Source organism: Micromonospora olivasterospora (assembly GCF_007830265.1).
In the GTDB taxonomy this organism is placed as follows: Bacteria; Actinomycetota; Actinomycetes; order Mycobacteriales; family Micromonosporaceae; genus Micromonospora; species Micromonospora olivasterospora.
The window spans coordinates 2,522,065-2,538,837 of sequence record NZ_VLKE01000001.1 but is presented as its reverse complement, the minus strand read 5'-3'; the positions used below and the strand labels follow the sequence as shown (position 1 = coordinate 2,538,837).

The window sequence follows — 16,773 nt, the reverse complement described above, 5'->3', positions numbered from 1 at the left end:
CCCCCGGCCGATCACGCTCGCGGTGCCGCCCGGACGGGCGGGCCGGGAACTGCGCGACGTCCACCGCGCGGTGCTGGCCGGACGGGTGGGCCGAGACCTGCCTGTCGTCCGCGGAGCGGTGCTGGCCGGGTGGGCGGCCCGGGGCGTGCGCGGTGTCGGGTGAGCGGTGCCGGCCGGGCGCCTGGTCTCGCACCTCCACCCCGTCGCCCCGCTCACCGGGCCAGCCGGGCCAGCGCCTGGGCGGGCCGGTCGGTGATGATCCCGTCGACCCCGGCGTCGAGCACCAGCTCCAGGTCGGCCGGCTCGTTGACCGTCCAGACGTACACCTGGTTGCCGGCGGCCCGCAGTGCGGGCACGAGCTGCGGGCGGGCCCGGACCAGGGCGATCCCGGGCCCGGCGATCCGGGCACCGAACGGCAGCCGGCCGAGCCGCAGCCAGCCCGGCAGCACCTCCAGCAGCAGCACCGTGGGCAGCGCCGGGGCCAGGTCGTGGACCCGGCGTACCGCCAGCGGCGAGAACGACATCACGGTCACCCGGACGGGGTCGTCCGGCCCCGGCTCGGCCAGCCCGTACCGGCGCAGCATCGTCACCAGTCGGCGCTCCACGTTCCCGCCGTACCGGGAGGGGTGCTTCGTCTCGATCAACAGCCGGACCGGCCGGCCGGCGGCCAGTACGGCGTCGAGCAGCCGCTCCAGGGTGAGCAGGCGGGTGTGCGACTCGTCGGGCGGCTCGTCGCCGTCCGCCGGGGCGCAGCCGGGATGCCAGGAGCCGAAGTCCAGCGCCTCCAGCTCCGCGAGCGTGCGCGCGCTGACCAGCCCGGTGCCGTTGCTGGTGCGGTCCAGCCGCCGGTCGTGTACGCACACCAGGTGACCGTCGCGGGTCAGCCGGACGTCGCACTCCAGCCCGTCGGCGCCCTCGTCGAGGGCCCGCAGGTAGGCGGCGAGGGTGTGCTCCGGCAGATCGGCCGAGGAGCCGCGGTGCGCGAAGACGAGGGGGTCACCCATCTGCCGGGCCGTCTCAGACGACCTGGCCCGGCTGCCCGTCCTCGCCGATCACGGGCCGCCCGGCCGCCGCCCACTCGTACATCCCGCCGTCGACGTTGCGCACCTGGTCCCACCCGTTCTGCACCAGGTGCGCCACGACGTGCGCCGACCGGCCCCCGGAGCGGCAGATGACGGCCACGTCCCGGTCCTTCGGCACCTCCGCCAGCCGTCCGGGCAGCTCCATCATCGGCAGGTGGTGGGCGCCGGGGGCGTGCCCGGCGGCCCACTCGGCATCCTCGCGGACGTCGAGCAGGTAGGTGTCGTCGCTGATCTCGGTCACGGGAATGCTGGGAATCTGGGGTCCTCCGAACACGGCTACCAAGCCTAGATCCTCGCGGCGCCGCCGTGGGTACGCGGGAGCCCGTCTCGCGGTCAGAGCCGGGTGACCCAGCGGGGGTTGGCCGTGACCCATCCGGGCACGCGGGTGCCCCGGACCGCCGCGAAGAGCTGGTCGCCCCCGTCGTCCAGCACCACGTACGACACCTCGTCGATGGTCTCGGGGTGGGAGGGGATCTGCACCCCGGTCAGCCCGTCCGGGGGTAGGCCGCGGAGCGTCAGCGCCAGGTCCTGCAGGGGTACGCCGTTGGTGTCGACGGTCAGTGACGCGCCGACCGCCCGGATCAGCCGGTCCAGGCGTACCGGGTCGTCGCGCAGGTTCGTCTCGCCGGCCCGGTCCAGCATGGCCCGGAGCAGTTGCTGCTGGTGGCGCTGCCGGCCGTAGTCGCCGTCGGGGAGGTCGTACCGCTGGCGGACGTAGTCCAGCGCCCGGGTGCCGTCCATCTGCTGGCAGCCGGGCTCGAAGAGGCGCCCGGTGTGGATCGAGCGGACCGGGGTGTCGACGCACATGCGGATCCCGCCGAGCAGGTCGACGACCTGCCGCAGCCCGGCGAAGTCGACCAGCGCCGCCCCGTCGAAGCGCAGGCCGGTGAGCCGGGCGAGGGTGGCCGAGAGCAGCCGGACGCCGGCCTCGCCGCCCCCGCCGTGCTCGTACGCGGAGTTGATCTTGTCGCTGCCGCCGCCGTACCCGTTCGGCGCCGGCGGGATGCTGACCAGCAGGTCCCGGGGTACGGAGATCAGGTACGCCCGTTTCGTGCCGGCCGGTACGTGCACCAGCAGGATGGTGTCCGACCGCTGGTCCGGCCCGCTCTCCCCGGGGCGGCGGTCCGACCCGACGAGCAGGTAGTTGAGCGTGCCGTCGAGGTCCGTCCGGTCGCGCCGCGCGCTCGGGTCGAGCAGCGTCCCCCGGGCCACCGCGCCGTCGTAGCGTCGGTGGAGGATCTCGATCGCGGCCACCGCGGCGCCGGCCAGCAGCACCAGGGCCAGGCCGACCCCGAGCAGGGTCCGGCTCCACCGGAGCGCGCGCCCGCCTCGGTCCCGTCCGGTTCGCCCTGACCTGGCCGTGACGTCCTCCCCGCGCCCATACGTGAGACCCCCTCACGTCAGGCTACGGGGAGGCCTCCGCGCCCCGGGCGGCTTTCGGGCAGGCCGGCCGCCCGGGATTGACGCGGGCCGGACGGTGGGAGCGGCCTCGTCGGGCTACTTCCGGGTCGACAGGACGCTCGGGTTCGCGTACACGAACTCGGCCAGCTTGTCGTCCCTGACCGCCTGGAACATCTGCATGGTCAGCGGGCTCAGCACTTCCTTGCCGTCGGCGGTGGAGTTGAACTTGCCGCCGTTGGTGCGAAGCATGGTGAGGTCGTTGCCGGTGACCCCGCGCATGGTGAAGATGAAGTCGGCGATCGACACCCCGCCGACGTCCAGGACGAGGGCCTTGCCGGCCGCCTTCATCAGCTCGTTGAGCTTCACCGGGTTGGTCAGCGTCCCGTCCTCGGTCGCCTTCTTCGCCATCGCCTTGATCAGCTGTTGCTGGTTCTGCTGGCGGTCGTAGTCGCCGCCGTCCAGGCCGTAGCGCTGCCGGGAGTAGTCCAGCGCCGCCCAGCCCTCCATCTCCCGGCAGCCCTTCTTGTGCACCACCGGGGTCATCTCCTTGCCGGTCTTCTTCGCGTCGGCGTTCCACATCGGCTTACCGTCGACGTACGACATGTGGTGCGACGCCACCTCCTGACTGACGCAGATCCGCACGCTGCCCAGGGTGTCGATGATCTTCTTGAAGCCGCCGAAGTTGATGATCGCCGCTCCGTCGAAGCTGACCCCGGTCATCTTCTTGATCGTCTTGGCCATGAGCTGGGCACCGCCCTCCCAGCCGCCCCCGTTCTGGGCGCCGTACTGGAACGCTGCGTTGATCTTGTCGATTCCGTGGCCCGGGATCTCCGCCTGGGTGTCGCGCGGGATCGAGATCAGGTACGCCTGGTCGTGCGAGGCGGGAATGTGCAGCACGATGATGCTGTCCGACCGGACGTCGTCGGGGGCCCAGCGCTCGCGGGCGTCCACGCCGAGCAGCAGCATGTCGACCGGGCCGTCGAGGTTCTTGCCGCCCTCGGCGCTCGACTTTCCGGCGTCGCCGAGCAGGTTGCCCTGGGCGATGTTCTTGGTCGCCTGGTTGATCAGCACCTTGGTGCCGACGATGGCGACGCCGCTGCTCAGCATCAGGACCGCGCCGAAGATCAGGGTGAGGCGGGCCCAGAGGGGGTCCTTGCGGCGAATGTGCTTCTTCGCGGTGCCGCGGGGTCGCCGGCCGCCGCTGGAGCGCTGCGAGGGGAACGCGTCGGCGGGCTCCAGTGACGAGGGGCGACGGCTGGCTTGAACCGGCATACGTGCTCCAGCTCGCGTGGTCGGGGGGCGGCACAACTGTACGTACCGCTTCCCGTCATGGCGAGTTCGTCAGCCGGGCATTTTTCGTCTTCTTGGGTCGTCGCCGACGGCAATCGCCCGAACGTCCAGGTGAATGCGACCGGTCGGCGGTTGGAGCCCTGAGGAAAGGTATCCGACCGCCGACCGGCGATGACGCCCGTCGAAGTGACGGCTCAGTTTTCGCTGCCCGCACCGGCCGGCTGGTTGGCCTTCACCCAGTCCGCCATGGTGTCCGCCGACATGGCCCGGTACATGGCCAGCGCCTTCTCCCGGTCGGAGACCACCACGGACTCGCCGTCGACCATCTGGCCGCCGAGGTTCGGGCTGGTGACGAACGTCAGGTTCTCCCCGCGCAGGTTGCGGAACTGGAGCGCCATGTCGATCACCGAGAAGCCCTCGTCCACCGTGACCGCCTTCGTGACCGACTGGAGGAACGCGTTCAGCTTGCCCGGATTGCTCAGCGTCCCGCTGCTGGCCGCCTTGTCCATCAGCGCCCGCAGGAACTCCTGCTGGTGGCGCATCCGCGCGAAGTCGCCGTCCGGGAACTGCTTGCGCTGCCGGATCCAGTCCAGCGCCTCGGCGCCGTTCATGTGATTGGTGCCCTTGGTGAACGTCCGGTACGGCTTGTGAATCGAGGTGATGGTCCGCTCCACCTTCAGGTCGACGCCGCCGAGGGCGTCCGTGACCTCCTTGAATCCGGCGAAGTCGATCGCCATCACGTGGTCGATGCGGACGTCGGTGACGCACTCCACCGTCTTGACCGCCAGCGGCAGGCCCCCGAACGCGAACGCGGCGTTGATCTTGTGGTGCTGCCCGGAGCCGCACTCCGCCTGGGCGTTCTCGGGGATCGGCACGTACAGGTCCCGGGGAATCGAGACCAGATACGCCTCCTTGTGGTCCGCCGGGATGTGCATGACGATGATCGTGTCGGCCCGCCACTGGCTCTTCTGGTCCACCGGGGCGTCCGGGTCCCGGGAGTCGCTGCCGACCAGCAGGATGTTCAGCGCGCCGTCCACCTGCTTGGCCGGCCGCCCGCCGGTCAGCTCGGAGAACGGGTCGGTGCGCGCCAGGTCGTCGTTGAGGTTGCGGGCGTAGAGCCAGGCGCCGGCCCCGCCGAGCAGCGCGAGCACCAGCACCGCCACGCCGGCCACCAGGCCGATCCGGCCCCACCGCGGCCGCGGACCGGGCCGGCCCGACCCGCCGGGGTCACGCGGGCCGCCGGGGCCGCCCGGTCCCGACGGGCCGCCCGGCCCGCCGGAGCGCGGCCGGTCGTCGCGCGAGGGACGCCACTGGGCCTCAGCCGTGCGGGTGCGGCCCGGCGAGCCCTGGCCGGGCACCGAGGCGCGCCCGGAGCTGCGGTGCAGGTGGGGGAGGGAAGCACCGGCGGGAGTGGTCGCTGACATGTAACCGAGAGTACGTAGCCCCGTCGAGTCCCGCCGTGCAGCGGAAGCGCCGCCGCGCGCGTCGGGTTACCCTAGCCGCTCGCGGAAGTACTCGATCGTGCGTCGCAGGCCGTCTTCGGGCGCGACCATCGGCTCGTAGCCCAGCAGCTCGCGGGCGAGGGTGAGGTCGGGGCGGCGCATCTCCGGATCGTCCGCGGCGCGGGTGACATAGGTCACCTCCGACCTGCTGTCGGAGAGCGACACGATCAACTCGGCCAGTTGCCGCATGCTCAGCTCGTGCTCGGTGCCGCAGTTGATCGGCCCCGTCTCGGTCGAGTCGAGCAGCAGCAGGATGCCGCGCACCAGGTCCGCCACGTAGCAGATGGACCGGGTCTGGTTGCCCGTGCCGTGCACCGTGATCGGCGCGCCGCGCAGCGCCTGCGAGATGAAGGTCGGAATGGCCCGGCCGTCGTCCGGCCGCATCCGCGGGCCGTACGTGTTGAAGATCCGTACGATCGCCGCGTCCAGCCCGTGGCTGCGGTGGTAGGCCATGGTGGCCGCCTCGGAGAAGCGCTTGGCCTCGTCGTAGACACTGCGGATGCCGATCGGGTTGACGTTGCCCCAGTACGTCTCCCGCTGCGGGTGCTCCTTCGGGTCCCCGTACGCCTCGGAGGTGGACGCCAACAGGAACCGGGCGCCGTCGGCGAGCGCGCGGTCCAGCAGGTGCAGGGTGGCCACCGAGCCGACCCGGAGGATCTCCACCGGCAGCTTCTCGAAGTCGGTGGGGCTGGCCGGGGAGGCCATGTGCAGGATGGCGTCGAAGCGCTCGGCCAGCGCCGGGTGGTGGCTCGGCAGCCCGTCCGAGACGTCCGCCTCGACCAGGGTGAAGGTCGGCTTCTCCAGCAGGTGGGCGACGTTGTCCTTGGACCCGGTGACGAAGTTGTCGAGCACCACCACCGTGCAGCCGCGGGCGATGAGGGAGTCCACCAGGTGCGACGGCACGAAGCCGGCGCCGCCGGTGACGAGGACCCGGTGGCCGGAGCCGAAGCGCGGAGCTACCTTCATGCCGGCCAGCCTACTCAGCCGACCTGCCATCGGCCGTGTGGGTACGAGATGTGGGCAGGCCCCCCGCCGCGCGGCGGGGGGCCCTCCACCTGCCCGGCAGGTGCGGCGCCGGGCGGGCTCGGGTCAGTGCGCGCCGGCTCCGGTGAGCGAGCGCACCTCCAGCTCGGCGTACTTCTCCTCGTCGTGCTCCTTCGAGATCACCGTGCCGATCCAGCCGCACAGGAAGCCGAACGGGATGGAGAGGATGCCCGGGTTGGACAGCGGGAACCAGTGCCAGTCGTGCTCGGGGAACATCGAGGTCGGCGCCCCGGAGACGACCGGCGAGAAGAACACCAGGATCACCGCGGAGAGCAGGCCGCCGTAGATCGCCCACACCGCGCCGGAGGTGTTGAACCGCTTCCAGAACAGGCTGTAGAGGATCGCCGGCAGGTTGCCCGAGGCGGCCACCGCGAAGGCCAGCGCCACCAGGAAGGCCACGTTCAGGCTCTGCGCGTAGATCGACAACGCGATCGCCACCGCCCCGATGACCAGCGCGGAGACCCGGGCGACGGTCACCTCCTGACGCTCCGACGCCTGGCCCTTCTTCACCACGTTGGCGTAGAAGTCGTGCGCCAGGCTGGACGACGAGGCGAGCGTCAGGCCGGCGACCACGGCGAGGATGGTGGCGAAGGCGACCGCGGCGATGATCGCGAGCAGGGTCGCCCCGCCCAGGTTCCCGCCGAGGAAGTCGTTGCCGAGCGCCTCGGCGAGCTGCGGCGCGGCCGTGTTGCCGGCCTTGTCCTGCGCGACGATCTCCTTGCCGCCCACCAGCGCCGCCGCGCCGAAGCCCAGCGCCAGGGTGAGCAGGTAGAACGCGCCGATGATGCCGATCGCCCAGAGCACGCTCTTGCGGGCCGCCTTGGCCGTCGGGACGGTGTAGAAGCGGATCAGGATGTGCGGCAGGCCGGCCGTGCCGAGCACCAGGGCGATGCCCAGCGAGAGCAGGTCCATCTTGTTGTAGAAGGTCTGCGTGGCGTTGCCGGCGACCTCGACGCCGTACCGCAGGCCCGGTTCGAGGAAGGCGCTGCCCTTGCCGGAGGACGCGGCGGCGTCGCCGAGCAGCGACGACAGGTTGAACTTGTACTTCGCCAGCACCAGCAGGGTCATCAGCAGCGCGCCGGACATCAGCAGGAACGCCTTGACGATCTGGACGTACGTGGTGCCCTTCATGCCGCCCACGGTGACGTAGATGATCATCAGGGCGCCGACCATGATGATCGTGGCGGCCTTCGCCGTGTCGGCGTCCATGCCGAGGAAGGTGGTGCCCGGCTTGATGCCGAGCAGCAGCGCCACCAGCGCGCCCGCGCCGACCATCTGGGCCAGCAGGTAGAAGATCGACACGGTGATCGTGGAGACCGCCGCCGCCGTACGCACCGGGCGCTGGCGCATCCGGAACGCCAGCACGTCCGCCATCGTGTACCGGCCGGAGTTGCGCAGCAGTTCGGCGACGAGCAGCAGCGCCACCAGCCAGGCGACGAGGAAGCCGATCGAGTACAGGAAGCCGTCGTAGCCGTACAGGGCGATGATGCCGGCGATGCCGAGGAACGACGCCGCCGACATGTAGTCGCCGCCGATCGCCATGCCGTTCTGGAAGCCGGAGAACGACCGGCCGCCCGCGTAGAAGTCGGTGGCGGTCTTGGTCTGCCGGCTGGCCCAGATCGTGATTGCGAGCGTGATCGCCACGAAGACCAGGAAGAGCGTGATGGTCAGGTTCCGGGCGGTGCTGCCGCCCGCCTCAGCCGCGAGGACCGTGTTCATCGGTCACCTCCCCCCATCTCGGCGCGGATGCGGTCGGCGACCGGGTCGATCCGCCGATCGGCGAACCGGGAGTACAGCCAGGCGATCAGGAACGTCGAGACGAACTGGAGCAGGCCGAAGACCAGGGCGACGTTGATGTTGCTGCCGAACAGCTTCGCGCCCATGAAGTCCCGCGCGTACGCGGAGAGGATCACGTAGAGCGCGTACCAGAGGAAGAACGCGACGGTCATCGGGAAGATGAAGCCGCGCAGCGCGCGACGCAGCCCCGCGAACTCGTCCGACCGCTGCACGGCGAGGTACCGCTCGGCGGCGGACTCGGCCGGCGCCGGAGTGTCCGGCGCGGGTGTGTCCGTGGACATCTGTGGATCACCACCTTCACAGGCGAGGGGGTTTTCGCGCACGGTAGGAACCGCGCCCCTCGCCCGGGAAGGTCCAGATGGAGCCCGGTCACCCCCTGCGCCGAACGGTCCCTTGACTGCGCCGAGTGACCCAGGTCACTCCGGTGACCGGCGCGGGCCGCCGCCGCGCGCCGGCGCCGCCGGCGCCGCCGCCGCGTCGCCGTGCCGCGCGCCGCCGCCGTGCCGACGTCATGTCGGCGACATGGCGGGATCGACGGTCCCCGGTCACCGCCATGTCGCCGACACGGCGCCGATCACGTCAGCTCGCGGTAGCGCCCCCGGTAGTGCAGGAGGGGCGCCGTTTCCTCCGACAGGTCGACCGCCTCGATCGTGGCCTCGACGAGCAGCGCCCAGCCGTACTCGCGGGCGGAGTCCAGCCGGCAGCCCGCCCAGCCGCCCGCGTCCGCCGGGACCGGCCCGTACTCCGTGTCGGTCCACGACCCGGTGGCGAACAGGCCGCCCGGCGACGGGAACAGCCCGGCGAACCGGTCGGCGAGCTGCCGGTGCGGCGGGCCCAGCGGCGCGACCGCGAACCGCCCCGCCTCCTCCACCGCCGCCCACAGGTCCGACTCGGCGTCGACCAGCCCGAGCAGCCGGTCCGGCTCGCCCTCGGCGACCAGTGTGGACGACACTGTCAGCCCGGCCGGGCCGGGCGCCGTCCAGAGCGTCACCGGCGCCGCGAGGCGCCCCCGCAGCCGCCGCGCCGGGGACTTCTGCCCCAGAGGTACGGCGAACGGATCGGTGTGGTGGATCTCGGCACCCGGCTCATGATTCACGTGAAACATTGTGACCCGGCTGGCGACGCGGGATTCGCCGCTCGGCTGCGCGTCGCCCGGCGCCTCCGGGAGGTTGACGCCTGGGCGGGAGTGACACGCCGCGTTCGGGTGGTTCTTCCGCCAACGATCAAGCCCATCGGGCGTCGACCGGGCGCGCGCCCAGCCGAGGAAGCGGTCGTGCAGGTCGGCCGGGCGGGCGTGCCCCCCGAGTTGCGCGAGCTGGTCACCCGCCTCGGCCATCAGCCCGGCCAGGTACACCAGCAGGGCCGTCCGCTGTCCCCGGTACTCCACCAGCAGACCCAGCCGCGCCGGCTGGCAGGGCCACGGCGCGCCGCAGGCGCGGCAGCGCCAGAGTGGGCGCATCGCCGTGTGCGGGACGTGTCGGCTCACCGCGCGGTTGCCCCGCCGGGTTCGCTGACGGCGAGCGGCCACCGTTCGCCCGCCAGGTCTGCGCCGGAGTGAGCCAGCCCGCCCGGCCCGGCTGCGGGTACGCCACGGTCGGCCACGACGCCCAGTCCGGCGCGGGGTTCCGGCGGGCCGGCGGCACCGCTGTCCGGTACGCGTGCGCGGCGGCGTTACGCCGGCGGAGTCGACGGAGCAGCGAGAACATGGTGGCCTCCTTCGGTAGAGGGGCCGCCCCGCCCAGGGGGAGTGACCGGGGCGGCCCGCGCAGGACCGGCCGCCGGGTCGTCGCCTCCACCGGCCGGGCCGCGTGCCCTCCACCCTGGACTCGAAGCGTCGAACAGGGGAGGATGCCAGGGCTTACTACGCAGCGCGGTCGCGTACTTACCGGAGAGGTAAGCGATGAACTACGAGAAGTGGATCAGGGCGTTGAAGGCCGCCCGGGCCGGGGCCGAGGTGTCGCAGGAGGGGCTGGCGAACCTGATCAGGTGGAGTCCGTCCACGGTGGCGGCGATCGAGACCGGCCGCCGCCGGCCCACGATGGAGTTCGCCATCGCCGCCGACGAGGCCCTGGGCACCGGCGGACTACTGGCCGGCCTGCTCGAAGAACCCGAGACTGATCGCTCTCATCTGTGGTTCACCGGCTGGCGGGACCACGAGGAGAGAGCGGTCCGGCTGCGAAACTTCGAGCCCTGCCTGGTCCCCGGCCTGCTTCAGACAGAGGAGTACGCCAGAGCGATTTTTTCGGCCGGGGGCCTGCAGCGCGGCGAGGAGGTGGAGCAACGCCTCGCTCAACGTATGAGCCGGCAGCAGGTATTGCACCGAAAAGATCCGCCGGAGTGCGTTTTCGTCATCGACGAGAGCGCCCTGCGCCGGTCGATTGGGGGACCGGCTGCGATGGACCGCCAACTCGGTCGGTTGATGGAGGTCGCCGAGGTATCCCACATCAGTCTGCACGTCCTCCCGCTCGATGTCGGTGCGCACGTCTCGCTTGGCGGCGGCTTCGTGATCGCGGAACTCCCAGGTAACGAGGGCATGCTTTGCCTCGACAACGCGGCTCGCGGGCAGATCGTGGACTATCCCGAGTGGATTGGCACGATGCTGCGCAAGTGGGAGAGTCTGTTAGGTGAGGCGCTTTCGCAGCGCGCATCAGTGGATCTGATCAACAAGCTGAAGGTAACGCCATGATCGATGTTGTTCCCCGCTGGCGCACGTCCACCCGCTCGCACGATACGGGCAACTGCGTCGAGGTGGCGGGCAATGTGCCCGGGGTGGTGCTGGTGCGGGACAGCAAGGATCGGTCCGGCCCGGTGCTGACCTTCCGCCCCGACTCCTGGCGCCGCTTCGTCGGGCTGACCCGAGGCGAGGATCGAAGCAGCTGAGGCCGCCTTGATCGTCTGCTGCTGAGGCAGAACGACACGCCGCTTCGGTCTGCGTTTCCAGCAGACGATCGAGCCTCAGTCGCCCGCCGACAACGAGCGGCGGGCGGCGGCGAGAACCTCGGGGTCGATGCAGCCGGCGGCGTACCCGGCGATCCGGCGGCGGATGTCCCGCCCCAGCAGCCACACCCCGACCCGCTCGGTGACCGGACGCAGGAACGCGGGCCGGCAGCGGAAGCTGTATCGCCAGGTCGCGATCGTCGTACCCGCTTCGGGGCCGGCCGCGAACCGCCACCCGCCCGCGAACATCTCGAAGAACCACGGGCCCTGGACCATCTTCATGCCCACGTGGCTCGGCGGCGCGAACGAGACGTACTCGCTGACCATGGTCAGGCCGTGCCGGGACCGGGTGAAGGTGCGGACCCCCTTGCCCGGGCGCGTGGCGCCGCCCTTGAAGTGCTGCTCCCGTACGAAGGGGTCCCAGCGGTAGCGGACCGGCGCGACGGTCTGCGACACCGCGAAGGCCAACTCGGGCGGCACCGGGACGGTCGCTAGCGCTTCGACGACGGGCACCGGCCCATTGTGCAGCCGCCGGCCAAGCCGCCCGCGTCCTCTGCCCGCGCCCGGCGATCGTGCGCGGCGACCGTGGCCGGCGATCGTGCGCGGGCGATCTACCGTGCGGGCATGTCTCCGTTCACCCCGCAGCCACTCGCCCAGACCCGCATCGCCAACGCGGACGCCCTGCTCCGCAACGAGGTGGACCTGCGTACGTACCCCCACCGGCACCTCGCCCTGGTCGCCCGTCCCGGGTTCACGAGCAGCGGCGTGACGCAGCTGATGGAAGCCGTCGAGTACCTGTCGCACTACGGGTGGGAGTTGGTCAACGTTACCAGCGTCAACCGCAGCGACCTCGTGTACGCCTTCATGCGACGCCGGTGAGACCTCGATGATCGTGCAGCGACTGGCGCTTTTCGATCTCGACAACACGTTGGTCGACAGGAGCGAGGCGTTCCAGCGTTGGGCGGCCGGGTTCTGCGCGGAGCACGACCTCCCGGAAGACGCTCTCGCCTGGCTGCTCGCCACCGACCGGGACGGCTCCGTGCCGCGCGACTGGTTCTTCGGCGAGGTGCGGCAGCGCTTTGGTCTCGCCGCGTCGGCCGACCGCCTGTGGAGGGAGTACCGGCGCCGGATGCCGGAACTGGTGAGCTGCCGTACGGGGGTGCTGAGCCTGTTGACTACGCTGCGGCAGCGGGGTTGGCGGATCGCGATCGTGACGAACGGTCAGGCCGACAACCAGCTCGGCAAGATTCGCCGCACAGGGCTGGACGAGGCCAGGACTGGCCCGGCGAGCTGAGTCCACCGGACCATGCCTGCGCCGAGGTGGAGGGTCGCCTGCATGTCGGCGACATGGCGGGGTCGGGGTGGTGCGGATACCGCCATGTCGCCGACATGGGGGCGCGCTGAGAGGGCGCGCCGTCAGCGGCGCGGCGTCACCGCCGTCAGGAGGTCCGGCGCGCGCCGGTCGAGCACGTCCCCCGCCATGTACGCCCCGAGCAGCGCCGCGCCCAGCCCGTACGCCACACCGACCGGCGCGGCCAGCCACAGCCAGGCGTCGCCCAGCAGCGCCGCCGCGACGACGATCGGCACGGCGGCGACCGCCGAGGCGACCATGGACAGCAGGGTGAGGAAGCTCTTCGCCACCCCGGCGCCGGTGTTCATGGCGAACGGGTTGCTCGTCTCCGGCAGCGAGTACGGCGCCAGCACGGAGACGTACGCGTTGATCGCCAGCCCCGCCCCGTAGGAGGCGAGCAGGCCGCCGGCCATCACGCCCAGCCAGTCCGGCCGGCGCAGCAGCACCGCCAGGACGACGGCGGCGAGCGCCAGCAGCGGCACCACGTACACCGAGAACGCGGCCATCCGGGCGCGCAGCTCCAGTCGGCCGGGCACCCCGGCGACCACGTTCGCCGCGTACGCGCTGCCGTCCAGGCCGAACTGGTTGGCCAGGGTGACCGAGGCGAGCACCCCGACGAAGACCATCGAGAGGCTGACCAGCACCGGGGAGGACGCGTCGGCGGTGAACCGCGGGCCGTCCTCGGTGGCGAAGGTAGAACCGCCGAAGTTGACCATCACGGGCACGAAGATGCCGACGACCGCGATGGTGATCAGGTTGGCCCGCCGCCGGGCGTCCCGCCACCAGTAGCGGCACTCCCGGGCCACCAGCGCGCCGAACCGGTCCCGCCGCAGCCAGCCGACCGCGCCGGGGAAGAGCTGCGCGACCGCCCCGCCGGCCGGGCCGCGCCGCTCCTTGGCCCGTCCCGCGCTGGCCGCCCCGACCATCGCCGACTCCAGCGACCGGGACCACCAGGCCAGCAGCGCCCCGACGGCCAGCGCGGTGACCAGCAGCTTCACCGGTACGGCCCAGAGCCGCCCCTCGGCCGCGTCGAAGCCGACCGTCCACGGCGCGCCGAACGGCGTCCAGCCGACCACGCGGGCCGCCCCGGCGAACCGATCCCAGTCCGCCTGCCGGAGGGCGGCCGTCAGCGCGAGCTGCACCGGGCCGAGCAGCGCGGCGAGCACCGCGAGCAGCACGGCCGCGAGGTCGCGTACCCGGCGCGAGCGGAGCATGGTGGCGAAGGCGCTGGTCACCGCGCGGCTTGCCGCGACGCAGAGCAGCAGCCCGGCGACCACCCCGACGGCGGCGACCACGGCCGCCGCCCACCCGCCGAGCAGCGCCGCGCTGAGCACCAGGCCGGCCGTGGCGACCAGCACCGTCAGCACGGGGACGCTGACCAGCGCGGCGGCGAACAGGCCCCGGACCAGGGTGCGGCGGGACAGCGGCAGCAGGGCGAACCGGGCCGGGTCGAGCGTCTCGTCCACGCCGAAGAAGACCAGCGGCAGCAGCAGCCAGCCGAGCACCAGCAGGCCCCCGCCGAACGCCCCGACCATCGTCGCGTACCGGGGCTCGTCGGCCAGCCCGGGCGCGGCCAGCAGGAGGAAGCCGGTGCCGGCGAACCAGAGCCCGAACAGCACGCCGAGCACGTACAGGGCGATCCGCCAGCCCTGCCCGCGGAAGTTGTTGCGCAGCACTCTCAGCTTGAGCCGGACGAAGTGCCGGGCGGAGACGGCCCGCGCCGGCCCGACCGGCGGCGCCGGCTGCGGATCGAGGCCGGGTGCGTTCACCGCGACAGCCACGCCAGCTCCTCGCCCGTCGCGGTCCGCCCGCCGACCACCTCGACGAAGACGTCCTCCAGCGAGCGGTCCCCGCGCACCTCGGCCAGGGTGCCGACCCGCTTGAGCGTGCCCTCGGCGAGGATCGCGACGTGCGAGCAGAGCCGCTCCACGACCGCCATGACGTGGCTGGAGAAGATCACCGTCCCGCCGCCGGCGACGTACCGCTGCAGGATGTCGCGGATCAGCGCCGCCGACACCGGGTCGACCGCCTCGAACGGCTCGTCGAGCACCAGCAGCCGGGGGCCGTGCAGCAGGGCGCAGGCCAGGCCGAGCTTCTTCTTCATGCCGGCCGAGTAGTCGACCACGAGCGTCCGGCCGGCGTCGCCGAGGGCGAGCACGTCGAGCAGCTCCGCCGCCCGCTGGTCGACCACCGCCGGGTCCATGCCGCGCAGCAGACCGTGGTACGCCAGCAGCTCCGCCCCGCTGAGCCGGTCGAACAGCCGCACGCCGTCGGGCATGACCCCGAAGAGATGCTTCGCGCGGACCGGGTCGGCCCACACGTCGTGCCCGAGCACCCAGGCGCCCCCGGCGTCCGGCCGCAGCAGCCCGACCGCCATGGACAGCGTGGTCGTCTTGCCGGCCCCGTTCGGGCCGAGCAGGCCGTAGAACGATCCGGCCGGGACGTCGAGGTCGACGCCGGCCACCGCGACCTTGCCGTCGAACCGCTTGGCCAGGCCACGCAGCGCCAGAGCGGGGTGCTCACCAGTCATGCCCCGACCGTATCGGCCCGTGGCCCGCACCCGCTCCCGCCGCAGGACGATCCGCCGTCATCCCCCAGACGTATCTGCCCTGCCGCGCCGATCATGGAGTTCGTCGCAACGAGCCCGACAATTCGTCCAGCCAACCCATGATCGACGCGGGTCGTCAGGCCGGCGTCCGCGCCCCGTAGTCACCATCGGCGGCCACCCTACAAACGGAGCGCCTCGGGGGCGTGCAGGCGGAGCATCGTCGCCCCGACGTCGGCGGGGAGCCGGCGGCGGGTCGCCACCGACACCGCCACCATGACGGTGAACGCGAGGGGAACGGTCCAGGCGGCCGGCTGCGCGGTGAGCGTGGCCGGCCAGCCGGTCAGCGGCGCGCCCAGCGCCGTGAGCAGCACCGCGCCGACCGCCGCGCCGCCGCCGACCAGCACCCCGGCGGCCGCTCCCACGTCGGTGAGCCCCCGCCACCAGATGCCGAGCACCAGCAGCGGGCAGAAGCTGGACGCGGCGACCGCGAACGCCAGCCCGACGACCTGCGAGACGTCCATCCCGGAGACGTTCAGTGCGAGCACCGCCGGGACCCCGCCCGCGATCAGCGTGGCGATCCGGAAGCCGCGCACCGAGCCGTGCCCGAGCACGTCGGTGGAGATCACCCCGGCGACGCTGGTGAGCAGCCCGGACGACGTGGACAGGAACGCCGCGAACGCCCCGGCGGAGACGAGGGCGGCCAGCAGCCGGCCGGTCGTCCCGTCCCCCAGCGCCGCCCCGGGCAGCAGCACCACCGCCGCGTCGGTCTGCCCGGTGACCAGCAGCTGCGGGGTGTAGATCCGGCCCAGCACGCCGTACAGGGTGGGCAGCAGGTAGAACGCGCCGACCAGGGCCAGCACGACCAGGGTGGTGCGCCGGGCCGCCGCGCCGTCCGGGTTGGTGTAGAACCGTACGAGCACGTGCGGCAGGCCCATCGTGCCGAGGAACGTCGCCAGGATCAGCGAGTACGTGGCGAACAGCCCCCGGTCGTCGTCCCCGGCGGCGCTCGGCAGCAGCCAGTCGGCGGCGTCGGTGGCCGTACCGGAGACCCGCGGCACCGGGTCGCCGGCGGCGAAGTCGAGGCGGTCGCCGGGGCGTACCTCCCGGATCTCGCCGTCGCCGAGGGTGAGGGTCGCGCGGTGCTCGACCACGACGGTGGTCGCGGTGCGGAACGCCGGCCCGTCGGGCGGGGTCACCGCCGGGCGGCCGTCGGCCTGCCACTGCAGGATCAGGAAGATCGCGGGTACGGCGAGCGCGGTGAGCTTCAGCCAGTACTGGAACGCCTGGACGAACGTGACCGCCCGCATCCCGCCCAGCGCCACGTTCGCCGTGACCACCCCGGCCACCACCAGCGCCCCCACCGGGTACGGCGAACCGGTCACCGTGGTCAGCGTCAGCCCCGCCCCCTGGAGTTGCGGCACCAGGTACAGCCACCCGATGAAGATCACGAAGGCGGTGGCCAGGGTACGCAGCCGGCGCGAGCCGAGCCGCACCTCGCAGAAGTCCGGCAGGGTGAACGCGCCGGAGCGGCGCAGCGGGGCGGCCACGAAGAGCAGCAGTGCCAGGTAGCCGGCGGCGAAGCCGACCGGATACCAGAGCACGTCCACGCCGTACTTGAGGATCAGGCCGGCCACGCCCAGGAACGACGCCGCCGACAGGTACTCCCCGCCGATCGCGGCGGCGTTCCAGGTCGGGCTGACCGCCCGGGAGGCGACCAGGAAATCGGAGGTGGTCCGGGCCAGCCGCAGCCCGTAGAAGCCGATCCCGAGAGTGGCCAGGGTGACGGCGACGATCGCCGGGACGACGTACCCGTTGTGCATC

Annotated in this window: 16 protein-coding genes and 1 pseudogene; 4 read left to right on the top strand and 13 right to left on the bottom strand. The window is 72.3% G+C overall.

The window, feature by feature from the left end; all coding sequences use genetic code 11:
* Positions 1-212: 212 nt before the first annotated feature.
* The 9 genes and pseudogenes from JD77_RS11585 to JD77_RS35120 form a co-directional block, all read right to left on the bottom strand.
* Entirely contained in the window at positions 213-1,004 is a 792-nt protein-coding gene (locus JD77_RS11585) for a glycerophosphodiester phosphodiesterase (protein WP_145774254.1), read from the bottom strand.
* Between the two features lie 13 nt (positions 1,005-1,017).
* A complete protein-coding gene (locus tag JD77_RS11580; RefSeq protein ID WP_387226361.1) occupies positions 1,018-1,329 on the bottom strand; it encodes a rhodanese-like domain-containing protein in 312 nt (103 codons plus the stop codon).
* A gap of 86 nt (positions 1,330-1,415) precedes the next feature.
* A complete protein-coding gene (locus JD77_RS11575) occupies positions 1,416-2,357 on the bottom strand; it encodes an LCP family protein (RefSeq protein ID WP_145774251.1) in 942 nt (313 codons plus the stop codon).
* Between the two features lie 222 nt (positions 2,358-2,579).
* On the bottom strand, positions 2,580-3,755 hold the full coding sequence (locus JD77_RS11570; protein ID WP_145774250.1) for an LCP family protein: 1,176 nt from the start codon (positions 3,753-3,755) through the stop codon (positions 2,580-2,582).
* Between the two features lie 212 nt (positions 3,756-3,967).
* Complete coding sequence (locus tag JD77_RS11565) at positions 3,968-5,197, bottom strand: LCP family protein (protein WP_145774249.1); 1,230 nt, start codon at positions 5,195-5,197, stop codon at positions 3,968-3,970.
* Positions 5,198-5,263: 66 nt separating this feature from the next.
* The gene (locus JD77_RS11560; RefSeq protein WP_145774248.1) at positions 5,264-6,241 is read right to left on the bottom strand and encodes an NAD-dependent epimerase/dehydratase family protein; all 978 of its coding nucleotides are present in this window, start codon (positions 6,239-6,241) and stop codon (positions 5,264-5,266) included.
* A gap of 123 nt (positions 6,242-6,364) precedes the next feature.
* On the bottom strand, positions 6,365-8,038 hold the full coding sequence (locus JD77_RS11555) for a solute symporter family protein (RefSeq protein ID WP_145774247.1): 1,674 nt from the start codon (positions 8,036-8,038) through the stop codon (positions 6,365-6,367).
* Positions 8,016-8,397, bottom strand: a pseudogene (locus JD77_RS11550) (DUF485 domain-containing protein). Before JD77_RS11550 ends, JD77_RS11555 begins: the two are co-directional and overlap by 23 nt.
* Positions 8,398-8,690: 293 nt before the next feature.
* Entirely contained in the window at positions 8,691-9,575 is an 885-nt protein-coding gene (locus tag JD77_RS35120; RefSeq protein ID WP_145774246.1) for a flavin reductase family protein, read from the bottom strand.
* Between the two features lie 441 nt (positions 9,576-10,016).
* Here JD77_RS35120 and JD77_RS11540 point away from each other — a divergent pair, with 441 nt between their 5' ends.
* Both JD77_RS11540 and JD77_RS11535 read left to right on the top strand, forming a co-directional pair.
* Positions 10,017-10,802: a helix-turn-helix domain-containing protein gene (locus tag JD77_RS11540; protein WP_145774245.1), complete on the top strand. Its 786-nt coding sequence runs from the start codon at positions 10,017-10,019 to the stop codon at positions 10,800-10,802.
* Positions 10,799-10,996, top strand: a complete 198-nt coding sequence (locus JD77_RS11535; RefSeq protein ID WP_145774244.1) for a DUF397 domain-containing protein — start codon at positions 10,799-10,801, stop codon at positions 10,994-10,996. The genes JD77_RS11540 and JD77_RS11535 overlap by 4 nt, the downstream gene beginning before the upstream one ends.
* 75 nt (positions 10,997-11,071) lie before the next feature.
* Here the strand turns inward: JD77_RS11535 and JD77_RS11530 are convergent, their stop codons facing one another.
* Positions 11,072-11,566: an SRPBCC family protein gene (locus JD77_RS11530; RefSeq protein ID WP_145774243.1), complete on the bottom strand. Its 495-nt coding sequence runs from the start codon at positions 11,564-11,566 to the stop codon at positions 11,072-11,074.
* A 111-nt stretch (positions 11,567-11,677) separates the two neighbouring features.
* Between JD77_RS11530 and JD77_RS11525 the strand changes: the two genes are divergently transcribed.
* Positions 11,678-11,932, top strand: a complete 255-nt coding sequence (locus JD77_RS11525; RefSeq protein ID WP_145774242.1) for a hypothetical protein — start codon at positions 11,678-11,680, stop codon at positions 11,930-11,932.
* A 7-nt stretch (positions 11,933-11,939) separates the two neighbouring features.
* Positions 11,940-12,347, top strand: a complete 408-nt coding sequence (locus tag JD77_RS11520) for an HAD family hydrolase (RefSeq protein WP_145774241.1) — start codon at positions 11,940-11,942, stop codon at positions 12,345-12,347.
* Between the two features lie 122 nt (positions 12,348-12,469).
* On the opposite strand, the gene JD77_RS11515 is transcribed toward JD77_RS11520, so the two are convergent.
* The 3 genes from JD77_RS11515 to JD77_RS11505 all read right to left on the bottom strand — a co-directional run bounded on the left by JD77_RS11515 (position 12,470) and on the right by JD77_RS11505 (position 16,772).
* On the bottom strand, positions 12,470-14,185 hold the full coding sequence (locus JD77_RS11515; protein ID WP_387226299.1) for an ABC transporter permease: 1,716 nt from the start codon (positions 14,183-14,185) through the stop codon (positions 12,470-12,472).
* A complete protein-coding gene (locus tag JD77_RS11510) occupies positions 14,170-14,934 on the bottom strand; it encodes an ABC transporter ATP-binding protein (protein WP_145774240.1) in 765 nt (254 codons plus the stop codon). The genes JD77_RS11515 and JD77_RS11510 overlap by 16 nt, the downstream gene beginning before the upstream one ends.
* 197 nt (positions 14,935-15,131) lie before the next feature.
* Complete coding sequence (locus JD77_RS11505; protein ID WP_145774239.1) at positions 15,132-16,772, bottom strand: sodium/solute symporter; 1,641 nt, start codon at positions 16,770-16,772, stop codon at positions 15,132-15,134.
* Position 16,773: the final 1 nt, after the last annotated feature.